A 17,855-nucleotide genomic window follows, 5' to 3' on the forward strand; every position below is an offset into this window, starting at 1 on the left:
CCGGGCAACCGGGTCGCTGGCACGTGCGCCGCTCCTCGCCCACAGGCTGTTCACTCACACCGCATCACCTTCACCGCTCACGCCTGGGGCCCTCTCCGGTCGGTGGGGCCGCCCTGCTCCGGCACCCGAGGGCTCAGCAGATCGGCCGCCGCGCGCTGATAGCGCAGCACCGCGTCCTCGGCGACCCGCAGATCGCAGGGCGCGCTCCACAGCATTCGCCGCGCCGCGTCGTAGCGCTCGATGAGGAACGGATCCTCCGCGAGGCCGTGCCGTGCCACCTTCGCCTTGTACGCGTCGAGGCGCCCGCGCAGTTCCGCGCGGATCGCCAGCGGCGCGGTGACCGCGGTCAACGACTCGCGGGCACGCAGCAGTTCGTCCTCGGCCTTCTCCTCCAGAGCCTCCAGAAGCGGCGAGAGACGGTGCCACTGGGCATGTCTGCGGTACTCCGCCGCCGTCGCCAACTGCTCCTGCAGCACCGTCGGGGGGCCGCTGACGGCGGGCACCTCGGACGCGGCGATCTTCGCCAGCACCTCACCGCGGGCGCTTCGCGCCTCCGCGAGCGTACGGTCCGCACGGCTGAGCAGATCGCGCAGCCGCACCAGCCGTGCCTCCGCGTCCTGCCGGACGGTGAGCACCGCGTCGATCTCCCGGCGCACGTCCTCCAGGGCGCGCGCCTCGCGGTCGTACGTCGTCGTGTCCGGACGGCCGCCGCCGGGCGCCGAACTGCCCTGCGCGGGAACCCAGAAGGCCAGCGGGTCGGAGACGACACGCTCGCGCAGGGTGGTCAGCGTCCGGGTGATCCGCTCCAGATCGTCACCCGACGGGTGCTCACCAGGGCGCACGCCCACGGAGTGCGCGAGCTGGCGGGTGCGCTGGAGCTCCGCGGCCAGTAAATCGATCCGGGCGGGCAGCGCGGACCAGACGGCGTCCGCGGTCACGACCATGTCGAGCGAGGACGCGTACAACTCGTTCATCCGCTCCACCAGGGCGGCCAGCGAGAACTGCTCGCTGAGCCGGCCCGCTCCGGACAGCGTCGGGGCGTTCGCCGTCGCGGTGGCCGAACCGGCGACCGTGACGCTCGCGCCGCGCAGCAGCTCGGTCAGCTCGACCAGGTCCTCACGGCTCGACCAGCGCCGCCGCGAACGGATGTCGCGGGCGGAGCGCAGCGCGTCCGTGTACGCGTCGAAGTACGCCCACAGCAGCGTGATCGACGCGTCCGCGGTCGTCCAGCGTTCCCTGGTCGTGCCCGTGAGCTCGGCGCCTTCGAGGAGTCTGCGGCCCGCGTGGTCCTGCAGGGCGAGGAGCGAGGTCTCGATGGCCTCGTGCTCCGCGCCGAGCCGCGCCAGCGCACGGTCCACCTCGTCCCGGTCCATCACCGGCCCGGGGGGTCCCGTGACGCCCATCGATCACCTCTCGCTCTCGGTCGTGCCCGCGCGCCCGTCCGGTGCGCCGGGGTAACTCTCCAGTCGTATCAGCTCGGTCGCCCCTGCGGCTTGCCCCGAGGTGTCCGACGGTGTCACGTCGCGGGTGGCTTCGACGACGGCGAGTCCGCGCCCAGGGTCGGGGACAGCCACTTGTCGTACGAGGCCTGCCAGCCACCGCTCTTGACGTAGTCCACCAGCACCTGGTTGACCCGGCGTACCAGATCCTCCGCGCCCTGCTTCATCGCCACGCCGTAGTACTCGGTGGTGAAGGTGCTGCCCTTCAGTTCGACGGTCGGGTCCTGCGCGGCCTGGCTCGCGGCGAGCGCGCCGTCGGTCACCACGGCGTCGACCTGACCGAGCTGCAGCCGCACCAGACAGTCGAGTTGGTTGGGCACGGTGGTGGAGATGTCCGCGGAGGAGGCGAGTTCGCCCGCCTTCTGGTCGGCGGCCAGCTTGTCGTGGGCGGTGGACCCCGACGCCGTGCAGATCCGGTGCCGCGCCAGCGACTTGTCGTAGCCCTTGATGTCCGAGGCCTTCGGGGCCAGTACCTGCTGGCCGGTCACGAAGTAGGGGTCGGAGAACGCGACGTCCTTCAGCCGGTCACAGGTGATCGTCATGGTGCGGACCACCATGTCGACCTGGCCGTTCTGGATAGCCGGGACGCGCTGGTTGGTGGGGATGGCGTGGAACCGGACGGCGGTCGGGCTGCCGAGGATCTCCTTCGCGATCTCGTGCGCGAGATCGATGTCGAAGCCCTCCAGGTCACTGCTCTTCTTCGTGCTGTTCGGATCGCGGTAGCCCCAGCGGTAGCTGTTCTGGTCGACACCGACCGACAGATAGCCGCGCTCCTTGATGGCCGTGATCGTGTCGCCGCTCTCGTCACCGGACGGCGCGGGGCTCTTGTCCTGCGCGGTGCCGTCGGTGCACGAGTCGGCCTTCGCCTGGGTGCCCCGGGCCACGCCCTGTCCGCCGATGCCCGCACCGCCCTCCCCGCGGGCGCTGCTCAGCGGCAGCAGCAGGGCGAAGACCGCGGTGACGACCAGGGCGAGGGCCATCGCTCCCACGCCACCCCAGCCCTTCAGACTCGCCCGCAGGCGCCGTGCGGTCATCGCCGAGCCCCCTTTCACCGGTACTCCGAAAGCCTGCGCCCGATGCCCAGCAGCGCGCCCGCGGCGGCCAGCACCGCGAGGGCCGCCGCACCGGCCGGCAGACCGGTCATCGCGCCCAGGCCGTCGCCCGCGGCCCGCTTGAACTCGCTCTCCTCGTGCGTCAGCGCCAGCGCGAGGTTGGTGTCGACGCCATCGAAGCACTCGCCCGTCGCGCCCTTGGCGCCTATGACCTTGTCCAGCGCGCCCTGGTAGTTGCCGTCGTCGTCGGCCTTGCGGGCGTCCAGGTGACGGGCCTTCCAGACCTTCATGTTGCCGGTCGCCGCGGTCACGGGGGCCTCGCCCGCCTTGTCGTCGGCGAGGTCCGCCGCCAGGGCCAGCCCCTGGGTGAGCGTCTTCATGTCCTGCTGGAAGTCGTAGTCGTACCGGTCCACCACCTCGGTGGCCGACACCTTCTTCGTCTCCGCGCCGCGGCTGACCAGGGTCAGGTTCTCGTTGCCCCGGGCGTTCAGCGACGCGATCCGGGCGTCGTGCAGCACGTTCAGCGAACGGACGCCGTGGTCGTACGAGGCGTTCAGCTCGGCCCGGGCCACGGTGTGGCCGACCACGAGCCAGAGCAGGACGACCGTCGAGGCGGCGGTGGCGGCGACCATGCCCTGGTTCAGCACCCGGTTCGTGTGCCGGTAATGACGGTGCTGGGCCCAGGCGAGTCCGGCCAGCACCAGCACGCCGAGACCGATGGCCGCCCACGGATAGGGCTTGGCGTCCGCGTAGTCGGCACCCAGCCGCTTGTTCTCGCGCTCGTAGAGATCCTTGGCGGCCGGGAGCATCTCCCCCTGCATCTTCTCGTTCGCGTACCGCAGGTAGGCGCCGCCCAGCGGGTAGCCCAGGCGGTTGTTGGCACGGGCCCGCTCGACCAGGCCCTTGTACTCGGGCAGCAGCTGGTTGAGCCTCGTGATGGTGTGCGCGGAGGGGGAGCCGGGATCGGAGCTGGCCGCGGCGGTGATCAGTCCCTGGGCCGCCGTCCGGATGTCCTTCTCGTACCGGTCGCGGGAGGCCGCCGTCTCCTGACCGCCCGCCAGGAAGCCACTGGAGGCTGCGGTGTTGGCGTCCGCGAGGGAACGGTAGATGTCCGCCGCGCCGGCGCTCAGCGGCTGACTGCTGTGCAGCACGTCGTCCGCCGCCGCCGAACGCTCCGTCGTCTGCCAGGCGGTGACCGCGCCGAACGCGACGACCAGCAGGGCGAGTACGGCGCCGATGATACGGAGCCGGCCCGGCTCCGTCGTCGCCGCGGCGCGCAGCCGGTCGACGCCCTCGGCCCAGGCCGTGCGGCGCGGAGGCATCGCGTCGGGGCCCGTCGCCGGGGGTCTGCCCGGCGGCGCGGGGGAGCCGGACTGCGGCGGGACGGCCGGCATCGTGGCTGCGGCCGTGGGCCGTGGTGGTGCCGTGCTGCCTTGCGGCGGGTGTGTCACTTGACCTCCCCCATGGTCATCCGTCGGTCACCGTCCCCCGCGTGCGCGGGAGCGCGAAGGGGAGGTGCACGGCCGCAAGTATCGCCGTCGGGGCCGACATCCGCACAGGCCTTGACTGGATCTTGTTCGGATTCCGACGGTGCGGTGTGCGGGATCCCCCTGACCATGAATACGCGTTCGGTATCCGTTCGGTTCCCTTGCCTCTGGTGGCCGCCGTCTGGGGGCTCCGCCCCCAGCCCCCCGCCAAGGGGCTGCCGCCCCCTGGACCCCCGCATCGCCCGAAGGGCTCGTCCTCAAACGCCGGACGGGCTGGAGATGCGGGCCTGCGCTGGAGAGTTCCGCCGCCGGGTGGAGGTGCGGGCTGGTGTTGGAGGGTTTCGCGGTCGGGTGGGGGTGCGGGCCTGCGCTGGAGGGTTTCGCCGTCGGGTGGAGATGGGGGCCTGCACTGCAGGGTTCTGCGGACGGGCTGGATATGCGGGTCTGCGCCGGAGAGTCCTGCCGCCGGGTGGGGGTGCGGGCTGGTGGTGGGGGTTCCCGCGGTCGGGTGGAGGTGCGGGCGGTGTTGGAGGGTTCCGCCGCCGGGTGGAGGTGCGGGCCTGTGTTGGAGGGTTTCGCCGTCGGGTGGGGGCGCGGGCTGGTGGTGGTGGGTTCCCGCCGTCGGGTGGGGATGCGGGCTGGTGGTGGGTTCTCGCGGTCGGGTCGAGGTGCGGGCGGTGTTGGAGGGTTTCGCCGTGGGTGGAGATGGGGGCCTGCACTGCAGGGTTCTGCGGTCGGGTGGAGGCGCGGGCCTGCGCTGGAGAGTCCCGCCGCCGGGTGGAGATGGGGGCCTGCGCTGGAGGGTTTCGCCGTCGGGTGGGGATGCGGGCTGGTGTTGGAGGGTTCCCGCGGTCGGGTGGGGGTGCGGGCTGGTGGTGGGTTCTCGCGGTCGGGTGGAGGTGCAGGCGGTGTTGGAGGGTTCCGCCGCCGGGTGGAGGTGCGGGCCTGCGCTGGAGGGTTTCGCCGTCGGGTGGAGATGGGGCCTGTGTTGGAGGGTTTCGCCGTCGGGTGGAGGTGCGGGTCCGCGCTGGAGGGTGCACGCCCGTGCTGCTGGATCGTTCCAGGTCGGGGGCAGGCTTTCAGCGCCGGCCCGCACCCTCAGCCCGTCCGGCGTTTGAGGACAAGGCCCTTCAGGCCGGCCGGGCTGGGGGTGTCGGGCCTCGCAGGCAGGTTCGGGCCGGGGGCATGTCTTTCAGCCCGTCCGGCGTCTGAGGACGAGCCCTTCGGGCGATGCGGGGGTCCAGGGGGCGGCAGCCCCCAGGGGCGGGTGACCTCAGGAACCCTCGTAGAACCCCCGTACGCGGGTGTGGGCCTCGCCCACGGCGCCTATGTGATCCAGGCCCAGCAGCGCGGCGCCGAGCACGGGACGGGCCGTGACCACCTGGGGGACCGCCTTGGGGGCCCGCTCGGAGAGCAGTTCGCGGATACGGTCGTCGAGTTGGGGATGACGCGCCGCGAGAATGCTGCCGCCGAGGAGGACGGGCGCCTCCTCGTCCATGAGGTCCAGCCGCGCCAGCGCCACCGTCGCCATCGCGACGACCTCCTCGGCGAGCCGGTCGACGAGCGCGCGGGCCACCGGATCCCCGTCCACGGCCGTGGCGAACAGCACCGGCGTCAGCTCGTGTCGCCGCGCCTGTCCGATGTGCTCCAGATGCAGCGCCTCGATCAGCGCGTACATGGAGTCGAGCCCGAAGTGGCCGGGCAGCGTGCGGGACAGCGCCGTCGGGCCGCCACGCCCGTCCTCGGCCCGCGCCGCGTGCCACAGTGCCTCCTCCGCCAGCCCCCAACCCCCGCCCCAGTCCCCGGAGATGCGGCCCAGCGCCGGGAAGCGGGCGGTGCGGCCGTCGGGCAGCATGCCGACGCAGTTGATACCGGCGCCGCACACCACGGCGACCCCGCGCGGCTCCGCGATCCCGGCCCGCAGGATCGCGAACGTGTCGTTGCGCACCTCCACGCTGGCGCTCCACGCGCGCGCCCGCAGCGCGTCCGCCAACTGGGCTTCCTCCACGGGAAGATCGGCGTTGGCCAGACATGCCGAGACATGGGCGACCGAGTCGACCCCGGCCTCGGCGAAGGCCCGGCCGACCGCCTCGGCGAGCGCGTCCACGGCCACGTCGACACCGACCGTCGGCGGCCGGAACCCGCCGCCGCGCGCGGCGGCGAGCACCGTGCCATCGGCCGCGACCACCGCGACGTCGGTCTTGCTGTTCCCCGCGTCGATGGCGAGCACCGGACCCGCGGGGCCGGACCCGGAGGCCGTCCCGGCTTCGGATCCCGATGAGGTCATGCCCACGCGAGGTGCTCCCGGTTGTGCGCGATCAGCTGGTCGGTCAGGGCGTCGGCGTACGCGTACTGGCCGACCAGGGGGTGGCTGAGAAGGGCCCGGAAGACCCGGTCGCGGCCGCCTCGCAGGGCGGCCTCCAGGGCCAGGTCCTCGTACGCGGTGACGTTGGCCATCAGCCCGGCGTACAGCGGGTCCACGGCCTGCACCGGCATGGGCGTCGGCCCGTGCGGACCGACCGCCGCCTGCACCTCGATCACGGCGTCGTCCGGCAGGAACGGCAGCGTGCCCTTGTTGTACGTGTTCACCACCTGGTACGGGCTGCCGCCCCCGCCGAGCAGCGCGGCCGCGAGGTCGACGGCCGCCTCCGAGTAGTAGGCGCCGCCCCGCTTGGCGAGCAGCGCCGGCTTCTCGTCGAGGGACGGGTCGCCGTACATCTTCAGCAGTTCCCGTTCCATCTCGGCGACTTCGGCGGCCCGCGACGGCTTGGTGCGCAGCTCTCGTACGACCTCGTCGTGGGCGTAGAAGTAGCGCAGGTAGTAGGACGGGACGACGCCCAGCCGGTCGATGATGTCGCGCGGCAGGCGCAGGTCGTCGGCGAGGGCGTCGCCGTGCTCGGCGAGCAGCTTCGGCAGGACGTTGTCGCCTTCGGGGCCACCCAGGCGCACACCGGTTTCCCAGGTGAGGTGGTTGAGGCCGACATGGTCCAGATGGACGTCCGCGGGCGCGACCCCGAGCATCGCGGCGAACCTGCGCTGGAATCCGATCGCCACGTTGCACAGCCCGACGGCCCGGTGTCCGGCCTGGAGCAGGGCGCGGGTGACGATCCCGACGGGGTTGGTGAAGTCGATGATCCAGGCGTTCGGGTTGGCACGGCGGACGCGCTCGGCGATGTCCAGCACCACCGGCACCGTGCGCAGCGCCTTGGCCAGGCCGCCCGCGCCCGTCGTCTCCTGGCCGACGCAGCCGCACTCCAGGGGCCAGGTCTCGTCCTGCTCGCGGGCCGCCTGGCCGCCGACGCGCAGCTGGAGCAGTACGGCGTCGGCGCCCTCGACGCCGGCGTCCAGGTCGTCGGTGGTGACGATCCGGCCGGGGTGCCCCTGCTTGGCGAAGATGCGCCGGGCGAGGCCGCCCACCAACTCCAGCCGTTCGGGGGCCGGATCGACGAGGACCAGTTCCTCGACCGGCAGGGTGTCCCGCAACCGGGCGAAGCCGTCGATGAGTTCAGGGGTGTAGGTGGAGCCCCCGCCCACTACTGCCAGTTTCATAGTCAGCCCTTCACTCCGGTGAGCGTGACGCCCTCGACGAACGCCTTCTGCGCGAAGAAGAACACGAGGATCACGGGGGCCATGACCAGTACGGTCGCGGCCATGGTGAGATTCCAGTCGGTGTGGTGCGCGCCCTTGAACGACTCCAGGCCGTAGGACAGCGTCCAGGCACCGGGGTTCTCGGAGGCGTAGATCTGCGGCCCGAAGTAGTCGTTCCAGGCGTAGAAGAACTGGAACAGGGCCACGGCGGCGATCCCGGGCCGCGCCATCGGCAGGACGACCTTCAGCAGGGTCCGCAGGTCCCCGCAGCCGTCGACCTTCGCCGCGTCGAGGTACTCGTTCGGGATGGTCATCAGGAACTGCCGCAGCAGGAAGATGGAGAAGGCGTCGCCGAACGCCATCGGGATGATCAGCGGCCAGAGGGTTCCGGACAGGTCCAGCTGCTTCGCCCAGAACAGGTACATCGGGATGATGACGACCTGCGGCGGCAGCATCATCATCGAGATGACCAGCATCAGCGACAGGTTCCGGCCGCGGAAGCGGAACTTGGCGAGCGCGTAGGCGACGGGGATCGACGACACGACCGTCAGGACGGTGCCGGCGCCGGCGTACAGCAGGGTGTTCTTCCACCAGGTGAGGAAGCCCGGGGTGTCGAAGACCTTCTTGTAGTTGCCCCACTCCCAGGTGTGCGGGATCAGGTCGCGGCTGAGCGCCTGGGTGTCGCTCATCAGCGAGGTGAGGAACACGAACACGAAGGGGAGGACGAAGAAGAGGGCGGCCGCGACGCCGAGCGCGTGGACCGCGATCCACTCCAGGAGCGTCCTGCGGCGGGCGGTGCGCTCGGCGGGGGAGACGGTCCTCGTCCGCGGCTCCGCCGGCCGGTCGAGCACACGGGACACCTGAGGTGCTTGGGTCATGGTCAGTCACCTGCCTGGATGAGACCGCCCCGGCGCCGCATCAGGAACGCGGTGAACACCATGGACAGGGCGAACAGCACGAGCGCGACCACACAGGCGGAGCCGTAGTCGAAGCGCTGGAAGCCGAGGTTGTAGACGAGCTGGGGCAGGGTGAGCGTCGACTTGTCGGGGTAGCCGGGTTCGAACTGCGTACCGGCGCCCTGGATGACGCCCGACGCGACTTTCCCGGCGATGAGCGGTTGTGTGTAGTACTGCATGGTCTGGATCACGCCGGTGACCACCGCGAACATGACGATCGGCGAGATGTTCGGCAGCGTCACGTACCGGAACCGCTGCCAGGCCGACGCGCCGTCCAGCTCCGCCGCCTCGTACTGCTCGGTCGGTACGTCCAGCAGCGCGGCCATGAAGATGACCATCAGGTCGCCGATGCCCCACAGGGCGAGCAGGGTGAGGGCGGGCTTGGACCAGCTGGGGTCGTTGAACCAGCCCGGCGCCGGGATGCCGACCTTCTCCAGGATCGAGTTGACCGGCCCCGTACCGGGGTTGAGGAGGAAGGCGAAGGCCATCGTGGCGGCGACGGGCGGTGCGAGGTAGGGCAGGTAGAAGAGGGTGCGGAAGACGCCCGTGGCCGTCTTGATCTTCGTGATGAGGAGTCCGATGCCGAGCCCGAAGACGACCCGCAGGCTCACCATGACCAGGACCAGCCACAGGGTGTTGCGCAGCGCGGGCCAGAACAGCGGGTAGTGCCGGAAGACGTAGGACCAGTTCTTCGTCCCGCTCCACGTCGGCGGTTTGAAGCCGTCGTAGTGCATGAACGAGAAGTAGACGGTGGAGAGCAGCGGATAGGCGAAGAAGACCGCGAAGCCGATCAGCCAGGGCGACATGAAGGCGGCTGTTCTCAGGGCCGCCCGGCGTCGCTTGGCGCGCAGGGTGTAGGTGGCGCTCATGTCCGTACTGCTTCCTACTTCGCCTGCGCGATGTCCGTGTCGATCTGTGCGGCGGTCTTCTGCAGACCGGCCTTCAGATCCTTGGCCTTGCCGCTCTCGTAGTCGTACCCGAACTGCTGGATCGTCACGAGGTAGGTGCCGCCGTTGATGGACGCGGGGGTCGTCGTCGAGTTCGGGTTGGAGGCGATGTCCAGGAAGGTCTTGAAACGGGGGTCGTACTTCAGCTTCGGGGACTTGAGCGCCGCGAGCGTGGAGGGGACGTTGTGGATGGCGTTGGCGAAGCCGACGACGGCGTCCGTGTCCGTGGTCATGTATTTGACCAGTTCCCAGGCGGCGTTCTGCTTCTTGCTGGTGGCCGCGATGCCCGCGATGGTGCCGGTGATGTAACCCTTGCCGTACTGGGCGGCCTGGTCGTCGGGAACGGGCAGCGGGGCGACGCCGATCTCGAAGCCGGGCTTGGCCTCCTCCGCCATGCCGAGCCGCCACTCGCCGTCCAGCTGCATGGCGACCTGACCGGTGTGGAAGGGGTGCTTGGGGCCCCACTCGTCACCGAGCTTGGACCGGTACTTCTCCAGCTTCTGGTAGCCGCCGAGTTCGTCGACGAGCTTCTTCTGGAGGGTGAACCCGGCCTCGAAGGCGGGGTCCTTGGCGATGCTGGACTTGCCGCTCTTGTCGAAGTAGGTGGGGGAGAACTGTCCGAAGTAGTGCTCGGTGGTGGACTCCCAGCCGTGGTAGTTCGGCATGAATCCGAGCTGGGAGTAGGAGTCGCCCTTGGGGACGGTCAACTTCTTGGCGTCCGACTCGAATTCGGACCAGGTCTTCGGGGGCGCGGTGATCCCGGCCTTCTTGAACGCGGTCTTGTTGTAGTAGAGCCCGTACGCGTCGCCGAGCAGCGGCACCGTGCAGCGGTTGCCGTCGAACTGGGTGTACTCGTTCATCGCCTTCGGGAAGGTCGTCGCCGCGTCGATGCCGGCCTTCTTGAAGAAGGGGTTGAGATCGACGAGCGCGCCCGAGGAGCAGAACTTGCCCACGTTGTTGGTGGTGAACGAGGAGATCACGTCGGGCGCCTTGTCACCGCCGGAACGCAGCGCTTGGTTGATCTTGTCGTCGGTCATGTTGGCGACGATGTTGACGTGGATGTTCGGGTGCGCCTTCTCGAACCCCGCGACCAGGGACTTCACGCCCTGGACCTCGCCCGGCGCGCTCCAGGCGTGCCAGAAGTTGATCGTCGTCTCCTTGGAGGCGTCGTCGTTCGCGCTGGAGTCCGACTGGCCGGTACAGGCGGTGGTGAGCAGGGCGAGGGACGCGGAAGCGGCGAGTGCGGTGGCGACTTTCCTGGATATTCCGGGCATGGCGGTGTCTCCCTAGGGCAGGGCCGGGGCGGTGGTGTGGGCGGGACGGGCGAGTGGGTCGAGGGGGGTCAGCGGGAGGTGTCGAACACCTCGTCGCGGGTGGCCGCCAGCGCGCTCTCCAACGCGCCGCGCAGCACGGGGTGTTCGTGTACGTCGCCGACCACGAGGCGCGGGCGGGACGCGGCCAGCTCCTCCAGCTCGGCCTGCACCAGGGCGCGCAGTGGTTCGCCGCCGGCGGTGAGCGAGGAGCCGCTGAGGACGACGAGTTCGGGGTCGAGCACCGAGACGAGTGAGGCGAGACCGGTGGCCAGTCCGGTCGCGTACGTCTCCAGGAGCCTGCGGTGGGGGCCTTCGTCGCGGGTGGCGGCCTGCCCGACGAGGGCGGCGGCGACCTCGGTGTACGACCCGGCGGGGATCGGCTGGACGCCCAGCTCGCGGGCGAGTTTCGGGAGGGCCTGGGAGCCGGCGAGTTCCTGGTAGCCGCCGCTGTTGGCCTTGGTCACCTGCCGTACGAGGGGTGCGCCGGGTACCGGCAGGAAGCCGACCTCTCCGGCGCCGCCGGTCCAGCCGCGGTGCAGCCGTCCGCCGAGTACGAGGGCGGCGCCCAGGCCCCCCTCGTTCCACAGCAGGACGAAGTCCTCGTGTCCGCGCGCCGCGCCGAGTCGCTGTTCGGCGATGGCGACGAGGTTGACGTCGTTCTCGTACTCGACCGGCATGGGCAGCGCGGCCGCCAGGTCGTCGAGGAGGCTCGGGGCGTGCCAGCCGGGCAGGTGGGAGGCGTACCGCAGCCGTCCGGTGTTGGGGTCGAAGGCGCCGGGGGTGCCGATGACGAGCCGGTGCACGTCGTCGCGGGCCAGCCCCGCCTCCTTCACCGCGCCGTCGAGGGCGTCGGTGACCTGACGCACGACGGGCTGCGCGGGGCGCCGGCCGGGCGTCAGCAGTTCGTACTCACCCACGGTCCGGCCCGTCACGTCGGCGACGGCGGCGAGGATGCGCTCGGGGGTGACGTCCAGGCCCGCCGCGTGGGCGGCGACCGGATTCACCGCGTACAGCTGGGCGTTGGGGCCCGGCCGCCCCTCGCTGGTGCCGGTGGCGAGCACCAGTCCGGCCGCTTCCAGCCGGGCGAGGAGCTGGGAGGCGGTGGGCTTGGACAGCCCGGTCAGCTTTCCGATCCTGGTCCGCGAGAGCGGCCCGTGCGCGAGCAGCAGATCGAGGGCGGCGCGGTCGTTCATGGCGCGCAGGACGCGCGGGGTGCCCGGCGTGCCGGCGGATCCTGCCATGTGGGTCGACACCTGCCTTTCAACTGCCCAGTCGCTCAGCTTCCCAGGGTGGTCGCGGGGAAGTCCACTGCAAGATCATTGTTAGGAAGGTTTCCTATTGGTGGGAGGACCGTAGGCCGCAGGTCGCGGAGGCGTCAAGAGAAACCGCCCCCGAGGCAACCGAGTCGTTACCTACGGGGGCGGGGACCGGGCCTTTCCCGTCCGGTCGGGGTGAGCGGGGGCGCGTGATATCCGGTGACCTTCACGGGTTCCCGCGAACCGTTCGGGGTGGCAGGGGCGGGTCCGCGAAGAACTGGCGGCGTCGGAGCGGGCGTTCCTCGTCGCCGGGACGGGGCGCGAGGGGATCCACTTCCGGTGGCGTCCCGGACGGGGAAGCGGTCCGTCCGGGGATCGATGTCCTTCGACCTGCCCTCGGGAGACGTCGTCCTCGACGTCCGGGAGAGTGAGGGCCTCCTGGGGGTGGCCGGACTGGGAAAGGGTTCCTCGTTCGCCCCGGTGCGTCAGATGGCCGGGGCCACCGGGCTGGAGTCCGGGACCGCTCGTGGATGAGCCGGTACGTACGAGGGGGCGGCACCCGGGTGTTCCGGGTGCCGCCCCCTCGTACGTACGGCCGGGGCCTACTTCGGCGCGTTCGGCGGAGTCGGGCCCGGGACGGGGACCGGGATGGGGGCGGCCGCCTCCGACTGGGGGGACGCCGGGTTTCCGAGGGCCGACGGGGCCGACACCGCGGCGGACGGGTCGACGATCTCCTCGTCCACGGCCGCGGTCGGCCCACCCACGATGCGGATGTCCGCGGCGTCGAAGGCGCGCTTGATGCGCCAGCGCAGCTCGCGCTCGACGGAGAGCGCCTTGCCCGGCATCGTCCGGGCCGACACCCGCACCACCATGGAGTCGAGAAGCACGCTGTCCAGGCCGAGGACCTCGACCGGGCCCCAGAGGCGCTCGTTCCAGGGCTCCTCCTTGCTCATCGCCTCGGCGACCTCGTTCAGCACGGACCGGACGTGGTCCAGGTCCTCGGAGGCGCGGACCTGGACGTCGACGCCGGCGGTGGCCCAGCCCTGCGAGAGGTTGCCGATGCGCTTGACCTCGCCGTTGCGGACGTACCAGATCTCGCCGTTGTCACCGCGCAGCTTGGTGACGCGCAGACCGACCTCGATGACCTCGCCGGAGGCCACCCCCGCGTCGATCGTGTCGCCCACGCCGTACTGGTCCTCGAGGATCATGAAGACGCCGGAGAGGAAGTCCGTCACCAGGTTGCGGGCGCCGAAACCGATGGCGACACCGGCGACACCGGCCGACGCCAGCAGCGGTGCGAGATTGATCTCGAACGTGCCGAGGATCATCAGGGCGGCCGTGCCCATGATCAGGAAGGACGCCACCGAGCGCAGGACGGAGCCGATGGCCTGGGAGCGCTGGCGGCGGCGCTCGACGTTCACCAGGAGGCCGCCGAGGGCCGTCCCGTCGACCGCTTGGACGGTGCGGGTCATGCGGTCGATCAGCTTGGTGATCGCCCGCCGGACGACCACTCTCAGTACCGCCGCGACGACCAGGATCAGCAGCACGCGCAGACCGATCGCGAGCCATGTCGACCAGTTCTGCTCGACCCAGCTCGCGGCGTTGGTCGCGCTTTCCTGGGCGTCCTGGAGCGTGGCGACCGTAGGGCCCGTCGTCGCCGAGGGGGAGGGCGACGGACTGGACCCTGCGGCCCGCAGGACGGTCGAGAACACAGCAGGTACCTCCAGGCGTAGCGGTCTGCCCGCGGCTCGGGGACAGGTATGGGCGCCGCCGGGCAGAACAACCACACTAACGGGGCATCGTGTGTGGATCGTTGTGATGTTCGGGGGAGAGACAGTACTCACCTGGGGATGAACAGAATGTGGTCGAAAACACTCCCAGCCCGTTACCGGGACATGGTGGCGCTTCCACCAGGCAAGAGGGGAGACTGACTGCAGATCGTCCCGGCGCGAGCCACGCGCCGCCGGCGTACAAGGAGGCATCCGTGCCGCATGTCCTGGTCCTCAATGCGTCGTACGAGCCACTCGGCGTCGTACCGCTCCGCCGCGCGCTCGTCCTCGTCCTTGAGAACAAGGCCGTCTCTCTCGAGGAATCCGGCGCCTTCATGCACAGCGCGACCGTTACTGTCCCCGCACCCAGCGTGGTCCGGCTGAAGAGGTTTGTGCGGGTCCCTTACCGGGGGCCCGTTCCGCTGACCCGTCGGGCACTGTTCGCCCGCGACGGCGGCCGGTGCATGTACTGCGGTGGCGTCGCAACCAGCGTCGACCACGTCATCCCGCGCTCCCGCGGAGGTCAGCACGCCTGGGACAACGTGGTGGCGTCCTGTCGCCGCTGCAACCACACCAAGGCCGACCGCCACCTGGTCGAGATCGGCTGGCGCCTGCGCCACAAACCGGCCCCGCCGACGGGGCTCGCCTGGCGCATCATCGGAACAGGGCACAGGGACCCGCGCTGGCTGCCCTACCTGCAGCCGTACGGCGCGGAGGATGCGATGGCCCGGATCGACGGCATTTCCGCCTGACGATCCGGGCTTTTGTGCACCCCCGGCCCGGGTGCGTCATGGCCCGCCCTGTGCGCCCCGTGGTCAGCCGCGGGGTCCTTCGGGGCGGGCGCCACGTACCGCGTACAGCCCGGCGCCCAGCACGAACAGCGCCAGGGCGGCGGCCCACGCACCCCGCTGCGGGCCCGCCTGCACGGGCCAGCTCAGGACCGTCGCGTGTCTCATGCGGGGCGACGCGGCCGACAGGTACACCGCGCTGAAGTACAGCGTCGTGGGCATCCAGCCGGCCCGGGCGCCGAGCAGTACCGCCCCGAGCGCGGTGACACCGACGGCACCCAGCGTGTTGCGGACCATTCCCACCGAACCGAACACCTGTGCGTTCCCGGGGAGGGCGAGGGCGAGCGCGGTGGCGCCGAGCGTGGTGAGGACCAGGAGATGGGCCAGGCGCCTGGGCCACCAGGGGCGCACCGCGGTGTCGTCCAGGTCCCGCCCGTACACGTGCAGGCTCGCACCGATCGCCGCCGAGACCGCCAGTGGGGCCAGCGACAGCAGAGGAACCCTGCGGTACGGGTCGAGGAAGGCGTCCGGCACGCTCGCCGCCCACAGGGTGAGGAGGGCGGCACCGGCGAGGGCGGCCAGGGTGGCCGGGACGGCACGGGAGCGGGCGTAGAGGCTGAGGGGGGCACGGTGGCGGGCGGAGAGGGTGCGGGGGACCGGCCGGGTGACTTCGCGTGGGGCGTTCACAGGGACGGAACCTCGCTCGCGTCGGGGCCGCATTCCCGGGCTGTGGCGAAGTAGCGGCCGAGCCAGGAGCGGCGCTCGTCGCCGGTCAGAGCGGCGAGGCGCGCGTACGCCCGGTCCTCGGCGCGGTACTGCGCGAGTTCCTCCGTGTCACCCCGCTGCCGGGCCGATGCCACGGAGCGTTCGCGGAGGTCCCGTCCCGCGTGGTCCGGGGCCAGCCAGCGCAGCACGGCCTGGTCGGTGGCCCGGACGCGCCGATCGGACGGTGTTTCCCCGCACTCCCTGCGGACCAGGTTCCCGGCGCCCTGCCGGGCGTACCACTCCGGATCGTTCACCTTCCCGCGGACCGACCACCAGCCGAACGGGGCGAGCATCGGCAGCTCCGCCTCGTCCTCGCGCGGGGGGCCCGGCAGGTCCTCGAAGCGGACCGGCAGGTTCCGAACACCCTTCAGCCGGGCCGTGACACCGGACAGCACGCGGGTGGCCTCCGGCAGCAGGCCCGGGTGGGTGGCGTTGACGCAGACGTGCGGAGTGGTCGACTCCTCGCACACCTGGCGGTGCGCGAGCGGGTTGTCGCGCACCGTCCCGTCACCCGTGTGGACCAGCAGAACGGCCGCGGCGGAAGCGGCGGCGAGCGGCAGCAGCGCGGTGGCACGGCGGCGCGCGGCATGGGCCAGGACCGCCGCGGCGGCGAGGCCGACCACCCAGAGGGCCGACACCAGGGGGTACCACCAGACCGGGAGGTAGCCGTCGCCCAACAGACGCAGCGAGGAGGGGGCGAGCTCGGTGAGACCCGACGACGAGCGGCTGCCGCTGGTGGCGGCCAGGACGTATCCGCAGATCGCGAACGCGGGAGCGGTCAGCCGCCAGGGCATCACCCGCCCGGCCACATGGCCGAGCAGCGTGCACGCGGCGATCGACAGCGCCACCCCGGCGAAGACGGTCGGGACCGGGCCGCCCGCCGACGCGTAGGGCGCGCAGGCCAGCAGCGCGCCGGCCGCCGCCACCAGGTACGCCCCCGCCAGCGCGCAGGCGAGCGGCAGAGCGGCCGTCAGGGCCTGGGCGAGCGGTGCACGAGAGGTCGAGGCCCGCAGCTCCGTCATCCGCCGCCGGTGCTCCCGGGCGCCCTGCCAGGCTCCCGCGGCAAGGGCGAAGGGAACGGCGATCACCCTGGATGCCGTGCTCAGCCTGTCCGTCGTCCCACCCCAGCTGCCCTGCCACTGCGCCGCCGTGGCGGCGAGTGCCCAGGCGAGAGCGAGCAGCAGCGCGGCGGCCGCCCAGGGGGCGAACCCGCGCAGGAACTCGATCCGGAGCGGGTGGCGAGAGGCGCCCGCCGCGCGGACGCGGACGTCCCGGGTCCGCTCACCCGTCCCGGGGCTTTCGTGAGGCCGGGGTCGGGGCCAGGGCCGGGGCCGAGGCCGGCGGCCCGCCGGACGGTTGGCGTGGGGGCGGCGGGTAGGGGGGTCCGCCGGGCGGCTGTCTGTCGGCTCGGGCCCTGGACCTGACGGGTGACTGTCGCGAGGCCGGGTCGGTGGGGGTGGGCCTGTCGGGCGGCTGCCCTCCGGCTCGGTCGGTCGGCGCGACCACGGGGCTTCGCCGACCGGGTTCTTCCCGCAGGGCGGGGCGTTCGTGCCGGCCGTGTCGGCGGGGGTCTCCTCGCCGGCCGGGCGGTCGTCGTCCGGGCGGATCCGTACGGTCATCGGGCCGCCCCTGTCGCCGCGCGGTGACCGCGCAGGGCCGTGGTGTAGCCGCGCTCGATCGCGTTGCCGTCGGACTCGTGGCCGTCGGCGCCGAGGGCGGCCAGCGTCCCGGGGGTGCCGCGATACGCGACCCGGCCCGCCTCGATCAGCGTCACACCCGTGCACGCCGCGGCCACGTCCTCCACCAGGTGGGTGGACACGATCACCGTGGACTCCTCGCCCAGCTCCCGCAGCAGCGCCCGGAACTCGACGCGCTGCTCCGGGTCCAGTCCCGCGGTGGGTTCGTCGAGGAGCAGGACACGGGGGTCGTTCACGATGGCCTGGGCGATGCCGACCCGGCGGACCATGCCGCCGGACAGCGTCCGGACCTTCGCGTCGATGCGGTCGGTGAGCCCGACCCGGGCCACGGCCCGCTCGACCGAGGCCGGGGCGGCGGTGGCCGGAACCTCCTTCAGCCAGGCCACGTACGCCACGAACTCCCGGACCGTGAATCCCGGGTAGTACCCGAAGTCCTGTGGCAGATAGCCGAGTTCACGGCGGAACGCGCTGCGCTCCCGGTGCCCGCGCAGATCCTTGCCGAGCATCTCCACGCGGCCCCCGGCGGGCTCGGCCACGGTCGCGAGGACCCGGATGAGGGAGGTCTTGCCGGCGCCGTTGGGACCGAGCAGCCCGTGGACGCCGGTGCCGAAGTCCAGGTCGACCGCGTCGAGTGCGGTGGTCCTGCGGTGCCGGACGGTCAGCCCCGACACCCGTATCGCGGTGGATCCGGCGCCCGGACCCCCGTTCTTCGAGGAAGTGCCGGGCGGGGCAGGGGTG

Annotated in this window: 15 protein-coding genes; 2 read left to right on the forward strand and 13 right to left on the reverse strand. The window is 71.7% G+C overall.

Annotation, left to right across the window (positions count from 1 at the left end; translation table 11 throughout):
* Positions 1 to 77: 77 nt before the first annotated feature.
* From OG199_RS27060 to OG199_RS27100, 9 genes are all read right to left on the reverse strand, one after another.
* Positions 78 to 1,403 (reverse strand): hypothetical protein, encoded by a 1,326-nt coding sequence (locus tag OG199_RS27060; RefSeq protein ID WP_356800930.1) that lies wholly within the window; start codon positions 1,401 to 1,403, stop codon positions 78 to 80.
* A 113-nt stretch (positions 1,404 to 1,516) separates the two neighbouring features.
* Positions 1,517 to 2,533, reverse strand: a complete 1,017-nt coding sequence (locus OG199_RS27065; protein ID WP_356800931.1) for a glutamate ABC transporter substrate-binding protein — start codon at positions 2,531 to 2,533, stop codon at positions 1,517 to 1,519.
* Between the two features lie 14 nt (positions 2,534 to 2,547).
* A complete protein-coding gene (locus OG199_RS27070; RefSeq protein ID WP_401808630.1) occupies positions 2,548 to 4,002 on the reverse strand; it encodes a hypothetical protein in 1,455 nt (484 codons plus the stop codon).
* 1,309 nt (positions 4,003 to 5,311) lie between these two features.
* On the reverse strand, positions 5,312 to 6,325 hold the full coding sequence (locus OG199_RS27075) for an N-acetylglucosamine kinase (RefSeq protein ID WP_401808633.1): 1,014 nt from the start codon (positions 6,323 to 6,325) through the stop codon (positions 5,312 to 5,314).
* Complete coding sequence (locus OG199_RS27080; protein ID WP_356808754.1) at positions 6,322 to 7,587, reverse strand: 6-phospho-beta-glucosidase; 1,266 nt, start codon at positions 7,585 to 7,587, stop codon at positions 6,322 to 6,324. The genes OG199_RS27075 and OG199_RS27080 overlap by 4 nt, the downstream gene beginning before the upstream one ends.
* A gap of 2 nt (positions 7,588 to 7,589) precedes the next feature.
* A complete protein-coding gene (locus OG199_RS27085; protein WP_385083661.1) occupies positions 7,590 to 8,504 on the reverse strand; it encodes a carbohydrate ABC transporter permease in 915 nt (304 codons plus the stop codon).
* 2 nt (positions 8,505 to 8,506) lie between these two features.
* The gene (locus tag OG199_RS27090; protein WP_356808755.1) at positions 8,507 to 9,451 is read right to left on the reverse strand and encodes a sugar ABC transporter permease; all 945 of its coding nucleotides are present in this window, start codon (positions 9,449 to 9,451) and stop codon (positions 8,507 to 8,509) included.
* A gap of 14 nt (positions 9,452 to 9,465) precedes the next feature.
* On the reverse strand, positions 9,466 to 10,803 hold the full coding sequence (locus OG199_RS27095) for an ABC transporter substrate-binding protein (RefSeq protein WP_405831679.1): 1,338 nt from the start codon (positions 10,801 to 10,803) through the stop codon (positions 9,466 to 9,468).
* Positions 10,804 to 10,871: 68 nt separating this feature from the next.
* Positions 10,872 to 12,083, reverse strand: a complete 1,212-nt coding sequence (locus tag OG199_RS27100) for an ROK family transcriptional regulator (protein ID WP_356808757.1) — start codon at positions 12,081 to 12,083, stop codon at positions 10,872 to 10,874.
* A 393-nt stretch (positions 12,084 to 12,476) separates the two neighbouring features.
* On the opposite strand from OG199_RS27100, the gene OG199_RS27105 reads away from it, so the two are divergent.
* Positions 12,477 to 12,632 (forward strand): hypothetical protein, encoded by a 156-nt coding sequence (locus tag OG199_RS27105; protein ID WP_405831681.1) that lies wholly within the window; start codon positions 12,477 to 12,479, stop codon positions 12,630 to 12,632.
* Positions 12,633 to 12,700: 68 nt separating this feature from the next.
* Here the strand turns inward: OG199_RS27105 and OG199_RS27110 are convergent, their stop codons facing one another.
* On the reverse strand, positions 12,701 to 13,810 hold the full coding sequence (locus OG199_RS27110) for a mechanosensitive ion channel family protein (RefSeq protein WP_356807289.1): 1,110 nt from the start codon (positions 13,808 to 13,810) through the stop codon (positions 12,701 to 12,703).
* Between the two features lie 272 nt (positions 13,811 to 14,082).
* Here OG199_RS27110 and OG199_RS27115 point away from each other — a divergent pair, with 272 nt between their 5' ends.
* Positions 14,083 to 14,619, forward strand: a complete 537-nt coding sequence (locus OG199_RS27115; RefSeq protein ID WP_266699227.1) for an HNH endonuclease — start codon at positions 14,083 to 14,085, stop codon at positions 14,617 to 14,619.
* Between the two features lie 63 nt (positions 14,620 to 14,682).
* On the opposite strand, the gene OG199_RS27120 is transcribed toward OG199_RS27115, so the two are convergent.
* From OG199_RS27120 to OG199_RS27130, 3 genes are all read right to left on the reverse strand, one after another.
* On the reverse strand, positions 14,683 to 15,342 hold the full coding sequence (locus OG199_RS27120; RefSeq protein ID WP_405831683.1) for a hypothetical protein: 660 nt from the start codon (positions 15,340 to 15,342) through the stop codon (positions 14,683 to 14,685).
* Positions 15,339 to 16,508, reverse strand: coding sequence for a hypothetical protein (locus OG199_RS27125; RefSeq protein WP_405831685.1), 1,170 nt, complete (start codon positions 16,506 to 16,508; stop codon positions 15,339 to 15,341). The genes OG199_RS27120 and OG199_RS27125 overlap by 4 nt, the downstream gene beginning before the upstream one ends.
* A gap of 527 nt (positions 16,509 to 17,035) precedes the next feature.
* The gene (locus OG199_RS27130; protein WP_356807303.1) at positions 17,036 to 17,788 is read right to left on the reverse strand and encodes an ABC transporter ATP-binding protein; all 753 of its coding nucleotides are present in this window, start codon (positions 17,786 to 17,788) and stop codon (positions 17,036 to 17,038) included.
* Positions 17,789 to 17,855 lie beyond the last annotated feature (67 nt).

Origin of the sequence: Streptomyces sp. NBC_01176 (assembly GCF_045039825.1) — a bacterium.
Lineage (GTDB): Bacteria > Actinomycetota > Actinomycetes > Streptomycetales > Streptomycetaceae > Streptomyces.

Coding starts and splice junctions, on each gene's coding strand:
- OG199_RS27060 (WP_356800930.1), bottom strand. CDS start 1,403: ATGGGCGTCACGGGACCCCCCGGGCCGGTGATGGACCGGGACGAGGTG.
- OG199_RS27065 (WP_356800931.1), bottom strand. CDS start 2,533: ATGACCGCACGGCGCCTGCGGGCGAGTCTGAAGGGCTGGGGTGGCGTG.
- OG199_RS27075 (WP_401808633.1), bottom strand. CDS start 6,325: ATGACCTCATCGGGATCCGAAGCCGGGACGGCCTCCGGGTCCGGCCCC.
- OG199_RS27080 (WP_356808754.1), bottom strand. CDS start 7,587: ATGAAACTGGCAGTAGTGGGCGGGGGCTCCACCTACACCCCTGAACTC.
- OG199_RS27085 (WP_385083661.1), bottom strand. CDS start 8,504: ATGACCCAAGCACCTCAGGTGTCCCGTGTGCTCGACCGGCCGGCGGAG.
- OG199_RS27090 (WP_356808755.1), bottom strand. CDS start 9,451: ATGAGCGCCACCTACACCCTGCGCGCCAAGCGACGCCGGGCGGCCCTG.
- OG199_RS27095 (WP_405831679.1), bottom strand. CDS start 10,803: ATGCCCGGAATATCCAGGAAAGTCGCCACCGCACTCGCCGCTTCCGCG.
- OG199_RS27100 (WP_356808757.1), bottom strand. CDS start 12,083: ATGGCAGGATCCGCCGGCACGCCGGGCACCCCGCGCGTCCTGCGCGCC.
- OG199_RS27105 (WP_405831681.1), top strand. CDS start 12,477: ATGTCCTTCGACCTGCCCTCGGGAGACGTCGTCCTCGACGTCCGGGAG.